The sequence below is a fragment of the Ensifer sp. PDNC004 genome (assembly GCF_016919405.1).
Classification (GTDB): Bacteria; Pseudomonadota; Alphaproteobacteria; order Rhizobiales; family Rhizobiaceae; genus Ensifer.
Map to the genome: position 1 here is coordinate 1,719,838 of NZ_CP070353.1, position 16,668 is coordinate 1,736,505.

The following is a 16,668-nucleotide window of genomic DNA, read 5'->3' on the forward strand; positions in this document are numbered from 1 at the left end:
ACGCAGCGGGCTTAGTAGTTACGGAACAGGCCGCGATCGATCTGGCGCTGGCGGTACTCGAGGTCGATACGATCGACCGAGCTATTGAGATAGGCGAGCTCGCGCTCTTCCTGAGTGGGCACGCGCAGAGCGCGCGTGATCTTCTTCAACTGATTAAACATGGCAAACCTCTTTGTTTACCTCCCGACCGAGAAGATAGTTTAGAGGTCCCTGTTCCACCAGATACAGGAAATGGCGGCAGCCATGCGCCAATGGCATGGCTTGCCGTTTCGTCATGCGCAGCCTGCCTGTTTTGCAGGCAATTGCGCAGAGCGCAGCCGGTCGCCTTATTCGAACAGGCGCTTCACCATGGACACGCTCGGCAATTCCTTGAGCTGCGTGATCAGGTGATTGAGCTGACGCAGGTCCCAGACTTCCAGGTCGAACTGCAGTTCGCTGAAGTCGGCAGCCACGCGCCCCATCGACAACGTCCGGATGTTGACGTCGCTGGTGGCGATCGCCTGGGCCACCTCGGCAAGCGTCCCCGGCTCGTTCAAGGCGCTGATCGCGATGCGGGCAATGAAGCGGCTGCTGTTGGCCTCGTCCAGATCCCAGCGCACATCGATCCAGCGCTCCGGCTCGTCATCGAACTTCTGCAAGATCGGCGACTGGATCGGGTAGATGGTGATGCCCTTGTCCTTCTCCATGATGCCGACGATGCGGTCTCCGGGAATGGCCCCGGCCGGGCTGAAATGCACTTCGGCATTGCCCGAAAGACCACGGATCGGCAGAGCCTCCGGCCCTTCGGCCTGGGCGACGCCGTTCGCATCCTTGCCGCGGCCCGGCAACTTGAACACCATGCCGGCGGCGCTGCGCATGTTGAACCAGCCGTCGTCGGCGCTGGGCTTCACCGTGACCCGCTCGTCCTGATGATCCGGGAACACTGCGCGCAGCACATCGAGCGAGGAAAGCTCGCCGCGGCCGACGGAGGCGATGGCGTCCTCGACCTCCTTCTGACCGAGCCGATGCAGCGCCGGCTTCAGCGCCTCGCGCGAAAAGGTCTTGCCGGCGCGCTCGAAGGTGCGCTCCAGAATGCGATAGCCGAGGCCGGCATATTGCTTGCGGATTGCCGCACGCGTCGCGCGACGGATCGCCGAGCGGGCCTTGCCGGTAACGACGATTTCTTCCCAGGCGGGCGGCGGCACCTGGATGCCCGAGCGGATGATCTCCACTTCGTCGCCATTGTTGAGGCGGGTGACCAGCGGCATGATACGGCCGTTGATCTTGGCGCCGACGCAGGTATCGCCGATATTGGTGTGGACGGCATAGGCAAAGTCGATCGGCGTCGCGCCGCGCGGCAGCGCGATCAACTGGCCCTTGGGCGTGAAGCAGAAGACCTGATCCTGGAACAGTTCGAGCTTGGTGTGCTCCAGGAACTCTTCCGGATTGTCGCCCTCCGCGAGCGATTCGATCGTGCGCCGGAGCCAGGAGTAGGCATTCGACGTCGGCGACAGGGCCGCATCTGCCGACGCACCCTCTTTCCCCTCCCCGTCTTTGTAGAGCGAATGGGCCGCGATACCGTATTCGGCGATGTCGTTCATGCGGCGCGTGCGTATCTGCAGCTCGATGCGCTGGCGGGACGGGCCGACGATGGTCGTGTGGATCGACTGGTAATCGTTCTGCTTCGGGGTGGAGATGTAGTCCTTGAAACGGCCGGGAACGACGCGCCAGCGCGTATGGACGATGCCGAGCGCACGGTAGCAGGACGGGATATCATCGACGATGATGCGGAAGCCCCAGACGTCGGACAGCTGTTCGAAGGACAAAGACTTCGACTGCATCTTGCGGAAGACCGAATAGGGCTTCTTCTGCCGGCCCTTGACCTGTGCCGCCTTCAGGCCCTCCGCCTGAAGCAGTTCGCGAAGCTCGTCTTCGATCTTCTTGATCAGGCCCTCATTGCGCTCGGACAATTCCTCCAGCCGCCGGGTGACCGTTTCGAACGCCTCGGGGTTGATATGGCGGAACGAAAGGTTTTCGAGCTCCTCACGCATGTCCTGCATACCCATGCGGCCGGCGAGCGGCGCGTAGATATCCATGGTCTCTTCGGAGATGCGGGCGCGCTTCTCCGCCGACATGTGGTCGAGCGTACGCATGTTGTGCAGCCGGTCGGCGAGCTTGACGAGCAGAACCCGCACATCGTCCGAAATGGCGAGAAGCAGCTTGCGCAGGTTTTCCGCCTGCTTGGCCTTCTTGGTAACGAGATCGAGCTTCTTGATCTTCGTCAGCCCCTCGACGAGCGCGCCGATATCCTCGCCGAAGAGATCGTCGATCTCCTGCCGCGTGGCCGTCGTGTCCTCGATCGTGTCGTGCAGAAGAGCAACGGCAATGGTCGACTCGTCGAGACGCATCTCCGTCAGGATCGCCGCCACCTCCAGGGGGTGGGATATATAGGGATCGCCGCTTGCCCGCTTCTGCTGGCCATGCTTCTGCATCGCATAGACGTAGGCCTTGTTGAGCAAGGCCTCATTGACGTCGGGCTTGTATTTTTGCACGCGCTCAACGAGCTCGTATTGGCGCATCATTCGCTGGCGATCCTCTAGATCATGATGATTTCAGGTCCCACCGACCTAAAATCATAAACGTGATCGTTCTCCTAATTTAGAGCGGGATGCAGGCGGAAAACCGCAAACACTTTCCATTTCCCGCTCTAGAAGAAATCAATAAAAAAGTGCGCCAATCATACGAGTGGCGCACTGCTTTGAAAACACGTGGGAACGGGCGTTCCGCGACGGATCTCAGTAGTCGTCGCTCTTTTCCGGCGGCACGAGACCTTCGATGCCGGCAAGCAGTTCTTCTTCCGACATGCGGTCGAAGGTGATGGCTTCCGGCTGATCTTCGTCCTCGGCGACTTCGGTAAAGGTCGTCTCGGCATCGGTCTGGAGCAGCGAAGCCGGATCGGGCTCGGGCTCGTCCACTTCAACATGCTTCTGCAGCGAGTGGATCAGGTCTTCCTTGAGGTCGCCAGGAGACAAGGTCTCATCTGCGATCTCGCGGAGTGCGACGACGGGGTTCTTGTCGTTGTCGCGGTCGATGGTGATGGCGGCGCCCTGAGAAATCAGGCGCGCGCGGTGGCTGGCAAGCAGAACGAGTTCGAAACGGTTATCGACCTTGTCGATGCAATCTTCGACGGTGACGCGGGCCATTGCCTGTCCTTTTGGGCTCGAAGCGCGGCGGCATCGCCGCTGCACGGATTGACAACACGAAACCGGAGCAGTCGCCTGATGGCGCCTCATCGGGTCCGATTTCTGGAATTAAGCGCCCGGATACAATCAAAACAAGGCAAGTTCAAGTTTTTCCTTCAAGGGACGCTCACGTAACGTCACACTTCGTGATAAAATGCGATGCGAATGAGCTGGAAACGTCGCTCACACATTTAGGTTGCATCTTTAGATCAGGAATGAAGCCCCTGATGGAAAAGGCGGCCCAGAGGTGTGGACGATCTATAGCAACTGCTAAAACTAGCTATATTCGCGAGCGCGCGGCTGGAATAATGCAATACATAAGCTACATTATTTGCCATATCAGCAATTATTAATGTAATCGACTTACTTTTGCGCACCCGCCGGCAGGCGGCCTTTGATGCGCCGCTATTGAAAAAGGAAAGACGATGTTCGACCCCCGCGAAAAAATCGCACTCTTTATCGACGGCGCGAATCTTTACGCGGCATCGAAAAGCCTCGGCTTCGACATCGACTATCGTAAGCTCCTGAAAGCATTTCAGAAGCGCGGCTATCTGCTGCGCGCCTACTACTACACGGCTCTCATCGAGGATCAGGAATACTCTTCAATCCGCCCGCTCATCGATTGGCTAGACTATAACGGTTACAAGGTCGTGACGAAGCCGGCCAAGGAGTTCACCGACTCGCTCGGTCGCCGCAAGATCAAGGGCAATATGGATATCGAGCTGGCGATCGATGCCATGGAGCAGTCCGAAACTGTCGATCACCTCGTCATTTTCTCCGGCGACGGCGATTTCACCACTCTGGTGGAAGCGCTGCAGCGCAAGGGGCGTAAGGTTTCCGTCGTCTCGACGATGTCGACGCAACCGCCGATGATCGCCGACGACCTGCGCCGTCAGGCCGACCACTTTATCGATCTTGCAACGCTGCGTGCCGAAATCGGCCGCGAACCGTCCGAGCGCACCCCGCGCCACAACACCGAGCCGGTGGCCGATCCGGTCGAGATCTGAAGCGTTCATCCGAACGCAAGGCGCGCGATTGCCCGAGCGCCGTTCGAAACGCCCCGCATCAACGACGTCGATCGTTGAACTTCTCTCAAAAATCTCAAAATTGCCGGCAGGTTTTTCAGCGCGCGGTGGGTGACTGTCGCGTTGCACCGGCCGTCTTTGGCGGATGCAACGCAAAGGGATTTCTCTTAGCCGCGGTCCTTCAGAAGGCGGTTCTTCTGGCGGTTCCAGTCGCGTTCCTTCGACGTCTCGCGCTTGTCGTGCAGCTTCTTGCCTTTGCCCAGCGCCAGTTCCAGCTTGGCGCGGCCGCGATCGTTGAAGTAGATCTTCAGCGGGATCAGCGACATGCCTTCGCGGTTGACAGCACCCTGTAGCCGGTTAACCTCGCGCTTCGACAGAAGCAGTTTCCGCCGCCGCCGCGTTTCATGGTTGAAGCGGTTCGCCTGCAGATATTCCGGCAGATAGGAGTTGATCAGCCAGATCTCGCCGCCCTCGTCCGTCGCATAGGACTCGGCAATGTTGGCCTTGCCTTCGCGCAACGACTTGACCTCGGTGCCGGTCAAAACCAGACCGGCCTCGTAGGTATCGACGATCTCGTAGTTGAAGCGGGCCTTGCGGTTTTCCGCCACAACCTTGTTGACCGTGCGCTGGCTTCCTTTGGGTGCCATCAGTTCATCAATCCTGCGTGTCTGAGCGCTGCATCGATCGCAGCCTCGGTTGCCGGCTCGAGCGTCGGCAACAGCGGCGAGCGCACGGCGCGGCTCATGCGGCCGAGGCGGTTCAGCGCATACTTGGCGCCGCAGAGGCCCGGCTCCATGAAGATCGCCTTGTGCAGCGGCATCAGCTTGTCCTGATAGGCGAGCGCCTTGGCATAATCGCCGGCGAGCGTCGCCTGCTGGAACTCGGCGCAAAGACGCGGCGCGACGTTTGCCGTAACCGAAATGCAGCCGACCCCGCCATGGGCGTTGAAGCCGAGCGCGGTTGCATCTTCGCCCGAAAGCTGGACGAACTCCGGACCGCAGCCCATGCGCTGCTCGGAGACGCGCTCGATCTTGCCGGTGGCATCCTTAACGCCGATGATGTTGGCGTAAGCCTTGCTGAGCGCCGCCATGGTCTCGACGCTCATATCCACGACCGAGCGGCCAGGGATGTTGTAGATGACGATCGGCACCTTCACGCTTTCGGCGATTGCCGCATAGTGCGCGAAGAGACCCTTTTGCGTCGGCTTGTTGTAGTAGGGCGTGACGACGAGGATCGCGTCGGCGCCGGCCTTTTCAGCATGCTGCGCAAGTTCGATCGCTTCCGTCGTGTTGTTGGAGCCGGCGCCGGCAATAACCGGCACGCGCTTGGCGGCGGCCTCGATGCAGAGTTCGACGACCTTCTTGTGCTCGTCATGCGAGAGGGTCGGAGACTCGCCGGTGGTGCCGACCGGCACCAGGCCGTGGCTGCCTTCTTTTATCTGCCATTCCACATGCGCGACGAAACCATCCGCATCCACCGCGCCGGTGGCGGTGAACGGTGTTACGAGAGCGGGAATGGAACCCTTGAACATGCACAACTCCTGACGGCGTAAAAGCGAAGTCTGCACTCATGCTTTGGCCGTAATCGACGGTTAAAAAACTGCCGCACCATAATCATGTGACGTGGCTGCGGCAAGCGTTGTAACACGGCATTTCATACCGGTTTTCATGCAAAAGCTTGATGTTTGGCCCGCATAATCACGACCGCCCGACCAGGGCGAGAGCGGGTTTGGGGCAGTTGTTGTGATCGATACTGGCCGCCCGCCTCGTCATCGGGCAATCTGGCGGCGGACGAAGTTGGACACGGGGAACACGGGGTTCTTGATGCGCGGGTCAATATATCTGCCTGCCGCCGCCATCATCGGCGCGGCGCTTCTGGCAGCGTCGGCAGGCAGCGCAGAAACCCTCGATCGCGTACCGGTTCCGACACGCAAGCCCGTGCTTTCGGACAAGGCGATCCCCATTGCCACGAACGAAACCACGAATGCCATCGCGACAGTGTCCGAACCGGTCAGCCTAGATCTCAAGGCAGGGCTCGATGCTCTTTCCAACAAGCAGCCGGCCGCGGCGATTGCCGTGCGCGACGCCATGGCCGAGGGCACGCTCGACCGGCACATCTTGACTTGGGCGATCGCCGTTTCCGGCCAGCGAGGTGTGCCTTCCTTCGAAATTGCCGACGCCCAACGGGAACTGCAGGGATGGCCGGGGCTGAAATCCCTGCGCGCCAATTCCGAACGAGCGCTTTATCGAGAGAACCCGCCAGCGGCCGACGTGCTCGCGGCCTTCGGCAACACGCAGCCGGAAACGACCGAAGGCTCCCTCATTCTCGCCCGCGCGCTCGTCGCCACCGGAAAAGCCGATACGGCAGCCAAGAACCTGCGTGCGATCTGGCAGCGCGACACGCTCGACAAGGACATCGAAACCAAGATCCTCGACGAGTTTTCCAGCCTCCTGACCGCTGACAATCATCAGCGCCGCATGGTGATGCTTCTCTATCGCAACCGCGTCGAGCAGGCCGAACGGTTCGGCGACCTTGGAAAGGCACAATCGCTGTATCGCGCCTGGGCGGCAGTCAGCCGCGGCAGCGACAAGGCGATGGCCCTCATTGCAGCGGTTGATCCCGCCTGGCGCAAGGCCCCAGCCTATCTCTTCATTCAGGTCGAGTACCTGCGCAAACAGAAGAAATACGAAGAAGCGGCGAAGCTCCTTGCGCGTATGCCCAAAGACAAGGGTGCCTTGGTCAACCCCGGCGAATGGTGGGTCGAGCAACGTGTCGTCAGCCGCGGGCTGCTCGACAGTGGCGACTTTCGAGGCGCCTACCGGATCGCCGCCAGCCATCTCGCGACCGAGGCGACCGATATCATCGACGCCGAGTTTCATGCCGGATGGTATGCCCTGCGCGGCATGGAGGACCCGGGAACCGCAGCGCGTCACTTCCGCCGCATTCTCGATGTGTCGAGCCGCCCCCTCTCCGCTTCGCGCGCATGGTACTGGCTTGGGCGCTCGGCCGAGGCGGGCGGACCGGGTGACGCCAACGAATATTTTGCAAATGCGGCCCGCTATCCCGGGACGTTCTACGGGCAACTCGCAGCCGCCCGGCTGGGTCGCAAGACGCTGAACGTCGCCTATCCGGCCCCGACGGCAGACGACCGATCGCGGTTCGAAAACCGCGAGGCGGTGCGCGCCATCACGCGGCTCGAAGGCACTGGCCACACCTGGCGCGCGGACAGCATCTACCGGGCGCTTGCCGACGAATTGACGAGCCCCGGCGAGCTGGCACTGCTTTCGGCCCGTGCGGAAAAAACCGGCAATCACCAGCTGTCGCTCCAGGTTGGCAAGATCGCCTTTGGGCGCGGGATCGATGTCGCAGCGCTCGCGTTTCCCGTCGGCGTGATCCCATCGAGCGCCAATATCGACGGCTCCGGCAAGGCGCTCGCCTATGCGATTGCGCGTCAGGAAAGCGCCTTCAACCCGGGCGCCATATCCACCGCAAACGCTCGCGGCCTGCTGCAGCTGATGCCGGGAACGGCCAAGGGCGTTGCCAGCCGCTATGGCCTTGCCTATTCGCAGGATCGCCTGACCAGCGACGCGGGCTACAACGCCACGCTTGGCGCGCATTATCTCGGCGAACAGATCAGCAGTTTTGGCGGCTCCTACATCCTCACCTTCATTGCCTACAATGCCGGCCCGCGCCGCGTCCCGGAATGGCTCGACCGCTACGGCGACCCGCGCGGAAAACCGATTGACGAAGTCGTCGATTGGATCGAACGCATTCCGTTCCAGGAAACCCGCAACTACGTCCAGCGGGTGATGGAGAACTATCAGGTCTACAAGTCGAGGCTCGGGCAAAAAGCCGATATCGTCGAAGACCTGCGAATGGGCCGGCAATAGCCGGTCTAGCGGCGATCAAATAATTGTGATGAGCGCCGGGGGCACAAACCGTGCGCTCAACCATTTCCTTCCTAAGGCCAGTCTATTCCGAAGGAAATGGTGAACGTTATGAAGACCTTGACAATCGTCGCCCTTTCGCTGGCGACCACCTTGAGCAGTGTGCCACCCGCAGGCGCGTTCCCGAGCACTCCGCCGATCGTCTCCGGAACGTCCAACGTTCAACAGGTTCAGTTCTCTTACGAGCGCGGCGAAGAACGCAAGAGCCGATCCAGTTGCGCCGTTCCCTATTGTGAACTTCGCGCCCGACATGGCTATCGGGATCGCGACTACCGCGACTATAATCGCAGCGGGTATTACCGCGACAGATATTACCGGGATCGATATCGCAGACACTATGACCACAACGACAACGACGTCGGGGCGGTGATCGGCGGCCTAGCCGCAGGCGCAATCATCGGCGGACTACTGAGCCAACCGCGATATTACAACAGCCCAAGATACTACAACGGACCGAGAGCCGTCAGCGGCAACGCGCATCAGCGCTGGTGCTATGCGCGCTACCGCTCCTATAGAGCCTGGGACAACAGCTATCAGCCCTATGGCGGCCCGCGGCGCCAATGCAGCTCGCCTTATTGAGCTAGGGAGTAACCGAGCAGACGACCGAAGCGGACAGGAGAGCCGCAACAGAAAGACGCAAAGTTGGTCCTCGCCAGCCATGCTCGGGCCTCCGAACAGTTATGTCGGCCCGAGCAACTTGCCCTTCCCCTTCAAACGGTTAGGATTTCGCCTGACCGAGAGGGAGCAGCATGGATCAAGGTGTATTCAAGGAGCATTTCTTCCGCAGTTCCGACGGGCTTCTCCTTTACGCGCGAAGCTACGGCCCTCCCCCCCTCGCCATCCGCGGCAATACCGATCATCTGCCTGCCGGGCCTCACCCGCAACAGCCGGGACTTTCACCAACTCGCAAGCTTTCTTTCGACGTCAGGCGACTTTCCCGTCATCGCACTGGACTACCGCGGGCGCGGCAACTCGGAACGCGACAGCGAAAAGAGCCGCTACACGGTGGCCGTCGAAACGGGCGATGTGATAACGGCTTGTGCTCACATTGCGATCGAAAAAGCAACCTTTATCGGCACATCCCGTGGTGGCCTGATCCTCCACCACCTCATCGATCGTGCCCCTTCGTTGATTGCAGCCGCAGTGCTCAACGACATCGGGCCTGTGATCGAAATTGGTGGACTGCTTGCGATCCGGGATTATCTCAACTCGAACGATACCCCGACGAGCTGGGCGACAGCAGCCACCTATCTAAGGACTTTGCACGGCGCCGACTTTCCTGCCTTAAGCGACGGCGATTGGTCGGAGATGGCCAACGCGATTTATCGCGACGAAGACGGCATGCCGGTTCCCGATTTCGACCCGGCCATCGCGCTGTCCCTGCGCGGATTGACACCCGAAACACCATTGCCCGACCTCTGGGTCCCCTTTGATGCCATGAGCCAGATCCCCTTGATGGTCGTCAGGGGAGAGCATTCGCGGCTTCTCTCGGAAAAGACGGTACGCGAAATGCGCCGGAGGCACGCCCGGATGGCGGACTTCACTGCTCCCGGCCAGGGACATGCACCGCTGCTTCATCTCGACGGCCCGCGGGAGGCGATCGCCGCATTTCTAAACGACATCGCGCGCTCGCGCTGACCCACGGAAGCCGGCCCCGACGCGGTCCATATTCCCTGATTCCTCAAGCACGATGTGCAAATTCAGGGGCAAACTCACGGCACCATACCAAACGAAAAAACCCGGCTCGAAAGCCGGGTTTCTCTCTTCTGACCGAGGTCAGACGATCTTAGAAGTCGCGCTGCAGACGGACGAAGCCGAATACCTGGTCGTCGCGGTTGTCAGCATCTTCGTACTGAACCGAAACGCGGGTCGCGAGACCTTCGGTGATCTTGTAGTCGAGCGTGACGCCAGCGCGCCATGCATCGTCGTCGCCGAAGCTGGTAAGCGAATCCTGCAGGCTGCCGAAGTACTGAACGCCGGGGGTGATGGCGAGCTTGTCGGTGGCGTTGAAGCGGTACGAAGCAGCAACGGTCCACTCAGAACGAGCCCAGTAGGCGTTCGGGTCAGAAGCCCAGATACCGGCGAGCTGGAATACACCCGGGCCGAGGTCAGCCGAAAGCAGAGCGCGGATCGCGCCTTCTTCGAACTCGGAGTCGTAACCGCCGAGCAGGTCGAAGGAAACGCCGCCGAGCGAAGCCGATACGATACCGGAAACGCCGATGCCGTTCTTCTTGGTGGTTTCGGTGCCTTCGAGTTCGTCGATGGAGATACCGGCCTGGAACGAACCGCCATCATAGAGGTAGGCGATCGAGTTGAACTCGGTGTTGTTGCCGAGCGAGTCGGTTTCGCCGTTCAGGCCCTTATCCCACCAGTTGTAGAAGAAACCAGCCTTGAGACCACCGAGCTGGATGTAGGCTTCATCGACGTCGATCAGGCTGTCGCCAGCATCGCTGTCGTTGTCGGCGTTGAACTCAGCAGCGAAGAAGCCGGTGAGCGTGCCGTACTCGGTGTCGCTCTTGGCATCGAACGAGATGTAAGCGCGCGAGAAGGCATCCCAGTCAGACGTACCACGCGGGCCCCAGCCCTGCTTGTTGTTTACGGCGTCGCGGCCGAAATCAGTCTGGAAACGGATGAAGCCGCCGATCTTGAGGCAGGTTTCGGTGCCCGGGATGTAGAAGTAGCCAGTGCCGAAAGCGTCGCAAACGCGAACGTATTCCATGGGCTCCGGCTCGGCTGCGACGATTGCGTCGGCTGCCTGTGCGCCGGAAACTGCTGCGAGAGCTGCAGCGGAGCCGAGAAGAAGGCTCTTGATGTTCATTTCTGACCTCCAGTCAAAAGTTTCAAACGGGTCTGGGTATTTTGCTGAAGGACAGCTTTCCCTGCCCCATCCCCAACGTTCAAGAAGTCGGACGATCAACCGCCCTTGCTTCCGGAGTTGAAAATACAAGACCGGATCACCGGCGCAACGTCCAACTGGCGAGTTCACCTCCTTTGCATCGCCCTTCGCCGAGCCCTGTTGCTGAAACGACACAAAATCGCCGCAGACCCCCGAAGAAAATTAACAAAGCATTAAGAAAACCCTTTGCTGACGGGGGGTTAGCATAAGGAAGGCAAGGGGGGCCTGTTTCAGAAAGAGGCAGAAACCCGCCTAAAACAGGAGAAAAGCTGGACGCGAACTTCGATTCAGATGACCCGCAGAATGCCTAAAACAGCATTCGCTCCAAAAAAGCGCTTCGTGAAGAAAGGATGGAGGCCTGAGGAATCGACAGAATCAACGCAGAGATTCGCGAAACGCCGTGCACAAGTGATTCTGGATGCTGTGAAGCCCAGCACCGCGCAGCATCAAGAATGCGCAGGCGACCATAGCGTACCGCCGCCACGCCCGGCGAACCACAGTGAGTAAAATTCTGCGAGAGATAGCCAGAACCAGACGCTCGCTCGAAGCGGCGGGGCACAAACGACATGGGCTGCTTGGGATAGTGGCGGAGAAGAAGGGATTCGAACCCTCGATACCGTTTCCGGTATACTCCCTTAGCAGGGGAGCGCCTTCGACCACTCGGCCACCTCTCCGTTAGCGCCTGACTAGTGTCACTCCGCGGCCAATGCAAGATTTTTTTGTCGGTTTCCGGGAAAACCTCGCATTTTCGTGTGGGCCGATCGGCAAGCCCGGCCGCACCGCGTTGTGTTCGCCCTCAGCTCCCTAGTCAAAAGCCCGTGTACGCAGCGATGTGATTCCGTGTCGGCGCAGTCGTCTGCTCCTTACGATTTGCGCGCGAGCCGTTCGATTGCATGTTGAGTCGCGGCACCAAACTCGCCGTCCACCGGGCCACCATAATACCCACGGTCCTTCAAGAGGCTCTGCATTTCCTTGCGGAAGGCCGGCGTGAAGTTGTTGGGCTGGTTCTTCAGTTCATCGAGCTTGGCCGGATCGCCCCCCTCGACGCTGGCCGCCGCCCACCGAACCGCCTCCTTGGCGTCCGCCTTGGTGCCGAGACCATAATCATAAAGGCGACTGAGGTTGCCCATGGCATAGGCGCTGCCGGCGTTGGCCGCCATCTCATACCAGGTGCGCGCCTGCGCATAGTCCTGCGCGACACCATTGCCGATATCGTAGAACCAGCCGAGCAGCGCCATGGAATAGGAATCCCCCACATTGGCCGCCTTCTCGTACCAGACTTTGGCATCCGGGTAGCTCTGTTCGGTCCCCAGCCCGTTCTGATAGGCCCAGCCGAGCGACGACATCGCGTTGGCGTCGCCACTTTCGGCTGCTTTCTTGTACCAGGCGAGCGATTGTCCGAGGTCTTTCGGTAACCCAAGGCCTTCGCGATAGAACCAGCCCATCGTCGCCATGGCATTGGCGTAGCCCTGATTGGCGGCCAGTTCATACCACCGGGCGGCTTCCGCATAGTCCTGTGCGATGCCACCATAGCCCTCGCGATAGAGCCAGCCGAGCGAAGCCTGCCCATAGGCATTGCCAGCGCGGGCCGCCTGGTCGAACATGCGCTTGCCCTCGTCGACATCCACCGGCCCATCGGTCCCGTAGACCGAAAACCAGGCGAGATTGGTCAAGGCATACATGTTGCCGCCGTCGGCGGCCTTGCGATAGTTGCGCCGCGCCTCGACATAGTTGCGCCCGGCGTCCTGCGCGCGACCCAACATATTGACGAGCATCATATCGTCAGGGTTCTCGTTGACGGCCTGAGCGCAGGCTGTGAGCGCCCGCTCGGCATCGAGTTTCAGGAAATTGACCCCGAGGAAACCGGGCATCGACTGGGGCTCGCCAGCAAGCAGATAGCAATCGCGCGAAGCCTGGGTGTCCTTGCCGGTCGGCGAGACGTTGAGGCCCTTCTGCGGCTCAAGGGCTGCAATCTGCTGCTCGGCCTCTGACTTGTGTTTGCTGTCAGGGTAGCGCTCGATGAAGCGCGTCAGCGCCGCCGCATCGGTCGACTGCTTCAAGGCTTCCCATGCAATCTCGTCCGGCGTCACGCTCGATGTCTGCTCGGCTTCGCTCAAGAGCTTCAGTTTCTTTTCGGCGAGCATCTTATATACCGGGTCCGAGCCATGCTTGGCCAGGAACGCGGTCAGCAGGTCCTTGTCGGCGAGATCACGGATGTTCTGCCAGTCGGCAGCCGCTTCCGATTGGCTGTTCGGCGACAGCTGTCCGCCATTGTTGGTGACGGTGATGTTCACTTCTTTGATGTTGAGAAAGATCTGGGCGCCACCGAGCGAGCCGTAGACGAACGGCTCCTGGCCGCGATTGGTCACCGACACCACCTCGTCGCGCACCTTGCCGAGCGCAATGCGGACATCGACGCCCGGCTCCGTCAGATGTTTGGCGAGTGCCGTGGCGAAGGGGCTGTTCTTGCCCTCCCCGTCGAGCGCAACCGTGCCGGCCTTGGAAGCAAACGCAACGAGAAGATCGGCCGATTCGGGCTCGACGCGCGCCAGTCCACGCGAAACGGCCCTGGTAGAGATCGAGCGCGTCATGCTCTGCTCGAAGGGATTGTTGCGACAGGCGTCGAGAATCACAAGCTTGAGCTTGGTTGCGCCTTCGAGTGAGCGCTGAACCCGGCCGAGGTCGATCGCCTCGTCCTCGACATCCTTGTCGGTCTTCAGTTGCACGTCGACGGGAAGCAGGAAGTTCTCGCCGTTCATCTCCATGCCATGGCCGGAGTAATAGACGATCGCAACCTCGGCACCCGTCGCGAGATCCTCGAAGTCGCGCAGCGCCTTGACCATGTCCTGGCGACCGACGTCGTGCACGGTCGTCACCGAATCAAATCCGGCGTCTTCGAAGGAAGCCTTCATCAGCTCGACGTCGTTGGCGGGATTGTTCAGCGGCGACGTCGCTGCATATTTCTCATTGCCGATCAGCAGCGCGACGCGCTTTGCCGCCCACGCTCCGGCGGGCATCGACACGAACAGCGCCACACAGATGATCGAAAGCGGCAGCCACCGCCGCGAAAGCCCCAAGGCCATGCTATTCCCTCCGGCACCGGCCATCGTTTTCCGCCTTGCCCAGCTTCAACGACAGACGACGCCTCGCCCGATTACCCTCGGAAGCTACCATCGGCGCTCCCGGTCTTGCCTGACGAAAGTATTACGTATGAGGTTGGGGCTTTCAATGTCGGCGCACGCCATATTTTAGCGATGACGTCTGCCGATGGCACAAGGTCGAAGCAAGTCGGCATGCTTAGCTCAATCACGGTGGCGAAACGGCGAGGCCGCCAAGAGCACCACAGATCCGCCGAGGGCTGCGCTGATACGGAGCTTGCAATGTCGATGAAAATGCATGTCGCCGAGGGGAAGCCCGGCCAGCTCGCTACGACCCATCAGCATTATTTCATCGAGCGGCCGTGCCGGATCCTCGTCATCGGCCAGCACCTGAAGGCCAAGACCAAGTACCAATGCCTGCTGCGCCATATCTCGGTTGCCGGCGCGATGCTGGATTTCAACGCGACGATCCTGATACCGAAACACTTTTTCCTCGAGATAGAGGGGTTCAAAGAGGAAATCGGGTGTTCGCAGGTCCATCGCGAGGGCACGGAACTCGGGGTGCGGTTCAACATGCTGCTTTCGCCCGACTTCCTGAGACGCCTGATCCGCATCCAGTTTTCCAGCGGCGGCCTTTGATCCCTTCGATCCAGACAAGCCCCGACATTAGATTTTTAGTGATCGATTTCAGGGGATTGCAAGTTTCTTCTGCAAAACTGATTCTAGCATCGGTGGAAATTGCCCACCGACATGATGTGGGACAAATGAATTGTCCGGGGTCTTGGCATGCGGTCAAGGGTTGATCGCGCCGTCCGACCCGGCACTGGCGGAGACAGACGCATGCAGAACCAGACGATGTATTCCTGCGTCCCCTCGCCTTTTTACGAGCGGCGCTACGAACGTTTCTCCATCGGCCATGCGGGCACGCTGACTGCCGTGCAGCCGGGGCTCGGAAGCGTCTCGGTCCGCTCCTGCCGGATGATCGACATATCGCGCGGCGGCGCCAGCTTTGCCGTCGACACTAATATCGGCCTGCCGCAACATTATTATCTGCACATCGTCGGCACATCGCTTCGGATCGGCTGCGCCGAGGTCTATCGCAATGGCGAGCGCATCGGCGTGCAGTTCATCAAGCCGATCGAGCAGACCTTGCTGCGCGAAATCATCCGACAGGAATTCTTCACCGGGCAAGTGAAGAACGCCAAGCCGCGGCGATAGGCCGACGCCGACTGCAAGGCGAAAGGCCGCGGATTCCGTCAGCTTTTCTTTCGGCAGCGATTCCGATTTGACGAAGCATGCGATAAGTTCCCTTGGACGTCATTCGAACGGGGCCTTATCTTCAGCATGTCCGCATTCTCTCGCTTCACGCCGCTCATCCAATCCCTTCCATCCACCATCCCCTTTGTCGGGCCGGAGGCGATCGAACGCCAGCGCGGGCGCGCGATCGCGGCGCGCATAGGCGCCAATGAAAGCGGCTTCGGTCCGGCCGAGAGCGTGCTTTCGGCGATGCGGCAAGCGGCGAGCGAAACCTGGAAGTATGCCGACCCTGAGAATCACGATCTGAAACAGGCGCTCGCAGCCCATCTCGGAACCAGTCCGGCCAATCTCGCGATCGGCGAAGGCATCGACGGGCTGCTCGGCCAGATCGTCCGCATGGTGATCGAGCCGGGCATGCCGGTCGTGACCTCGCTTGGCGCCTACCCCACCTTCAATTACCACGTCGTCGGCCATGGCGGCCGGCTCGTCACCGTGCCCTATGCGAGCGACCGGGAAGACCTCGCCGGGTTGCTGGCAGCTGTGAAGCAGGAAAACGCGCCGCTCGTTTATTTCGCCAATCCCGACAATCCCATGGGAAGCTGGTGGTCGGCCGAACGCATTGTTGAATTTGCTAGGGCTTTGCCCGAGACGACGCTCTTCATTCTGGATGAAGCCTATTGCGAAACCGCGCCGGCCGATGCGCTGCCGCCGATCGACTCCCTGATCGACATGCCGAACGTGGTGCGCACGCGCACGTTCTCGAAGGCCTACGGGCTTGCGGGTTCGCGCGTCGGCTATGTAATCAGCACGCCGGGCACAGCTCAGGCTTTCGACAAGATCCGCAACCATTTCGGCATGAACCGGATCGGTGTCGCCGCGGCGATCGCAGCGCTTGCGGACCAGGTGTATCTGAAGGAAGTGACGGCCAAGATTGCAGAGTCGCGGCAGCGTATCGCCGCCATCGCCACGCAAAATGGCCTTGCGCCGCTCGTCTCGGCCACCAACTTCGTGGCTGTCGATTGCGGCCGGGACGCGGTCTATGCCCGCGCGATCGTCGATACCTTGATGAGCGACCATGGCATCTTCATAAGGATGCCCGGGGTCGCGCCGCTCAATCGCTGCATCCGGATCAGCACCGGACCGGAGACGGAGATGGCCCTGCTCGAAGCGGCCATGCCCGCGGTTTTGAAGAAACTCGCCTGACGCCTTTTCTCGAGGCCCAGC

Annotated in this window: 14 protein-coding genes and 1 tRNA gene; 7 read left to right on the forward strand and 8 right to left on the reverse strand. The window is 60.5% G+C overall.

Going from position 1 to position 16,668, the window contains the following annotated elements; all coding sequences use genetic code 11:
- Window positions 1–11 precede the first annotated feature (11 nt).
- From JVX98_RS16620 to rpoZ, 3 genes are all read right to left on the reverse strand, one after another.
- The gene (locus tag JVX98_RS16620; RefSeq protein ID WP_065377015.1) at window positions 12–161 is read right to left on the reverse strand and encodes a DUF3563 family protein; all 150 of its coding nucleotides are present in this window, start codon (window positions 159–161) and stop codon (window positions 12–14) included.
- Between the two features lie 165 nt (window positions 162–326).
- On the reverse strand, window positions 327–2,561 hold the full coding sequence (locus JVX98_RS16625; protein ID WP_192447421.1) for a bifunctional (p)ppGpp synthetase/guanosine-3',5'-bis(diphosphate) 3'-pyrophosphohydrolase: 2,235 nt from the start codon (window positions 2,559–2,561) through the stop codon (window positions 327–329).
- Window positions 2,562–2,774: 213 nt separating this feature from the next.
- Window positions 2,775–3,182 carry a DNA-directed RNA polymerase subunit omega gene (rpoZ, locus tag JVX98_RS16630; RefSeq protein ID WP_034804144.1) on the reverse strand — a complete coding sequence of 136 codons (408 nt, stop codon included), beginning with the start codon at window positions 3,180–3,182 and terminating at the stop codon, window positions 2,775–2,777.
- Window positions 3,183–3,646: 464 nt separating this feature from the next.
- Between rpoZ and JVX98_RS16635 the strand changes: the two genes are divergently transcribed.
- A complete protein-coding gene (locus JVX98_RS16635) occupies window positions 3,647–4,228 on the forward strand; it encodes an NYN domain-containing protein (RefSeq protein WP_043616666.1) in 582 nt (193 codons plus the stop codon).
- Between the two features lie 185 nt (window positions 4,229–4,413).
- Here the strand turns inward: JVX98_RS16635 and smpB are convergent, their stop codons facing one another.
- Together smpB and dapA are read right to left on the reverse strand one after the other, a co-directional pair.
- Complete coding sequence (gene smpB, locus JVX98_RS16640) at window positions 4,414–4,893, reverse strand: SsrA-binding protein SmpB (protein WP_043616668.1); 480 nt, start codon at window positions 4,891–4,893, stop codon at window positions 4,414–4,416.
- Entirely contained in the window at window positions 4,893–5,777 is an 885-nt protein-coding gene (gene dapA, locus JVX98_RS16645; protein ID WP_192447422.1) for a 4-hydroxy-tetrahydrodipicolinate synthase, read from the reverse strand. Before dapA ends, smpB begins: the two co-directional genes overlap by 1 nt.
- 292 nt (window positions 5,778–6,069) lie before the next feature.
- Here dapA and JVX98_RS16650 point away from each other — a divergent pair, with 292 nt between their 5' ends.
- The 3 genes from JVX98_RS16650 to JVX98_RS16660 all read left to right on the forward strand — a co-directional run bounded on the left by JVX98_RS16650 (window position 6,070) and on the right by JVX98_RS16660 (window position 9,831).
- The gene (locus JVX98_RS16650; protein WP_205239227.1) at window positions 6,070–8,136 is read left to right on the forward strand and encodes a lytic transglycosylase domain-containing protein; all 2,067 of its coding nucleotides are present in this window, start codon (window positions 6,070–6,072) and stop codon (window positions 8,134–8,136) included.
- A gap of 108 nt (window positions 8,137–8,244) precedes the next feature.
- The gene (locus JVX98_RS16655; RefSeq protein WP_205239228.1) at window positions 8,245–8,772 is read left to right on the forward strand and encodes a BA14K family protein; all 528 of its coding nucleotides are present in this window, start codon (window positions 8,245–8,247) and stop codon (window positions 8,770–8,772) included.
- 63 nt (window positions 8,773–8,835) lie between these two features.
- Window positions 8,836–9,831 (forward strand): alpha/beta fold hydrolase, encoded by a 996-nt coding sequence (locus JVX98_RS16660; RefSeq protein WP_371826551.1) that lies wholly within the window; start codon window positions 8,836–8,838, stop codon window positions 9,829–9,831.
- Between the two features lie 148 nt (window positions 9,832–9,979).
- On the opposite strand, the gene JVX98_RS16665 is transcribed toward JVX98_RS16660, so the two are convergent.
- The 3 genes from JVX98_RS16665 to JVX98_RS16675 form a co-directional block, all read right to left on the reverse strand.
- Window positions 9,980–11,011, reverse strand: coding sequence for a porin (locus JVX98_RS16665; protein WP_205239229.1), 1,032 nt, complete (start codon window positions 11,009–11,011; stop codon window positions 9,980–9,982).
- Between the two features lie 662 nt (window positions 11,012–11,673).
- Window positions 11,674–11,763 (reverse strand) — tRNA-Ser (locus JVX98_RS16670).
- A gap of 189 nt (window positions 11,764–11,952) precedes the next feature.
- Window positions 11,953–14,172: a caspase family protein gene (locus JVX98_RS16675; protein ID WP_205239230.1), complete on the reverse strand. Its 2,220-nt coding sequence runs from the start codon at window positions 14,170–14,172 to the stop codon at window positions 11,953–11,955.
- Between the two features lie 297 nt (window positions 14,173–14,469).
- Between JVX98_RS16675 and JVX98_RS16680 the strand changes: the two genes are divergently transcribed.
- The 3 genes from JVX98_RS16680 (at window position 14,470) to JVX98_RS16690 (ending at window position 16,647) form a co-directional block, all read left to right on the forward strand.
- Window positions 14,470–14,826, forward strand: a complete 357-nt coding sequence (locus JVX98_RS16680) for a hypothetical protein (RefSeq protein ID WP_192447428.1) — start codon at window positions 14,470–14,472, stop codon at window positions 14,824–14,826.
- Window positions 14,827–15,027: 201 nt separating this feature from the next.
- Window positions 15,028–15,405 carry a PilZ domain-containing protein gene (locus JVX98_RS16685; RefSeq protein WP_043611195.1) on the forward strand — a complete coding sequence of 126 codons (378 nt, stop codon included), beginning with the start codon at window positions 15,028–15,030 and terminating at the stop codon, window positions 15,403–15,405.
- A 126-nt stretch (window positions 15,406–15,531) separates the two neighbouring features.
- On the forward strand, window positions 15,532–16,647 hold the full coding sequence (locus tag JVX98_RS16690) for a pyridoxal phosphate-dependent aminotransferase (protein ID WP_192447429.1): 1,116 nt from the start codon (window positions 15,532–15,534) through the stop codon (window positions 16,645–16,647).
- Window positions 16,648–16,668 lie beyond the last annotated feature (21 nt).

Excerpts from the sequence above, each read along its gene's own strand:
- dapA (WP_192447422.1), bottom strand. The coding sequence starts at position 5,777 with ATGTTCAAGGGTTCCATTCCCGCTCTCGTAACACCGTTCACCGCCACC.
- JVX98_RS16635 (WP_043616666.1), top strand. The coding sequence starts at position 3,647 with ATGTTCGACCCCCGCGAAAAAATCGCACTCTTTATCGACGGCGCGAAT.
- JVX98_RS16620 (WP_065377015.1), bottom strand. The coding sequence starts at position 161 with ATGTTTAATCAGTTGAAGAAGATCACGCGCGCTCTGCGCGTGCCCACT.
- JVX98_RS16675 (WP_205239230.1), bottom strand. The coding sequence starts at position 14,172 with ATGGCCTTGGGGCTTTCGCGGCGGTGGCTGCCGCTTTCGATCATCTGT.
- JVX98_RS16650 (WP_205239227.1), top strand. The coding sequence starts at position 6,070 with ATGCGCGGGTCAATATATCTGCCTGCCGCCGCCATCATCGGCGCGGCG.
- rpoZ (WP_034804144.1), bottom strand. The coding sequence starts at position 3,182 with ATGGCCCGCGTCACCGTCGAAGATTGCATCGACAAGGTCGATAACCGT.
- smpB (WP_043616668.1), bottom strand. The coding sequence starts at position 4,893 with ATGGCACCCAAAGGAAGCCAGCGCACGGTCAACAAGGTTGTGGCGGAA.
- JVX98_RS16685 (WP_043611195.1), top strand. The coding sequence starts at position 15,028 with ATGCAGAACCAGACGATGTATTCCTGCGTCCCCTCGCCTTTTTACGAG.
- JVX98_RS16680 (WP_192447428.1), top strand. The coding sequence starts at position 14,470 with ATGTCGATGAAAATGCATGTCGCCGAGGGGAAGCCCGGCCAGCTCGCT.
- JVX98_RS16665 (WP_205239229.1), bottom strand. The coding sequence starts at position 11,011 with ATGAACATCAAGAGCCTTCTTCTCGGCTCCGCTGCAGCTCTCGCAGCA.
- JVX98_RS16690 (WP_192447429.1), top strand. The coding sequence starts at position 15,532 with ATGTCCGCATTCTCTCGCTTCACGCCGCTCATCCAATCCCTTCCATCC.
- JVX98_RS16655 (WP_205239228.1), top strand. The coding sequence starts at position 8,245 with ATGAAGACCTTGACAATCGTCGCCCTTTCGCTGGCGACCACCTTGAGC.
- JVX98_RS16625 (WP_192447421.1), bottom strand. The coding sequence starts at position 2,561 with ATGATGCGCCAATACGAGCTCGTTGAGCGCGTGCAAAAATACAAGCCC.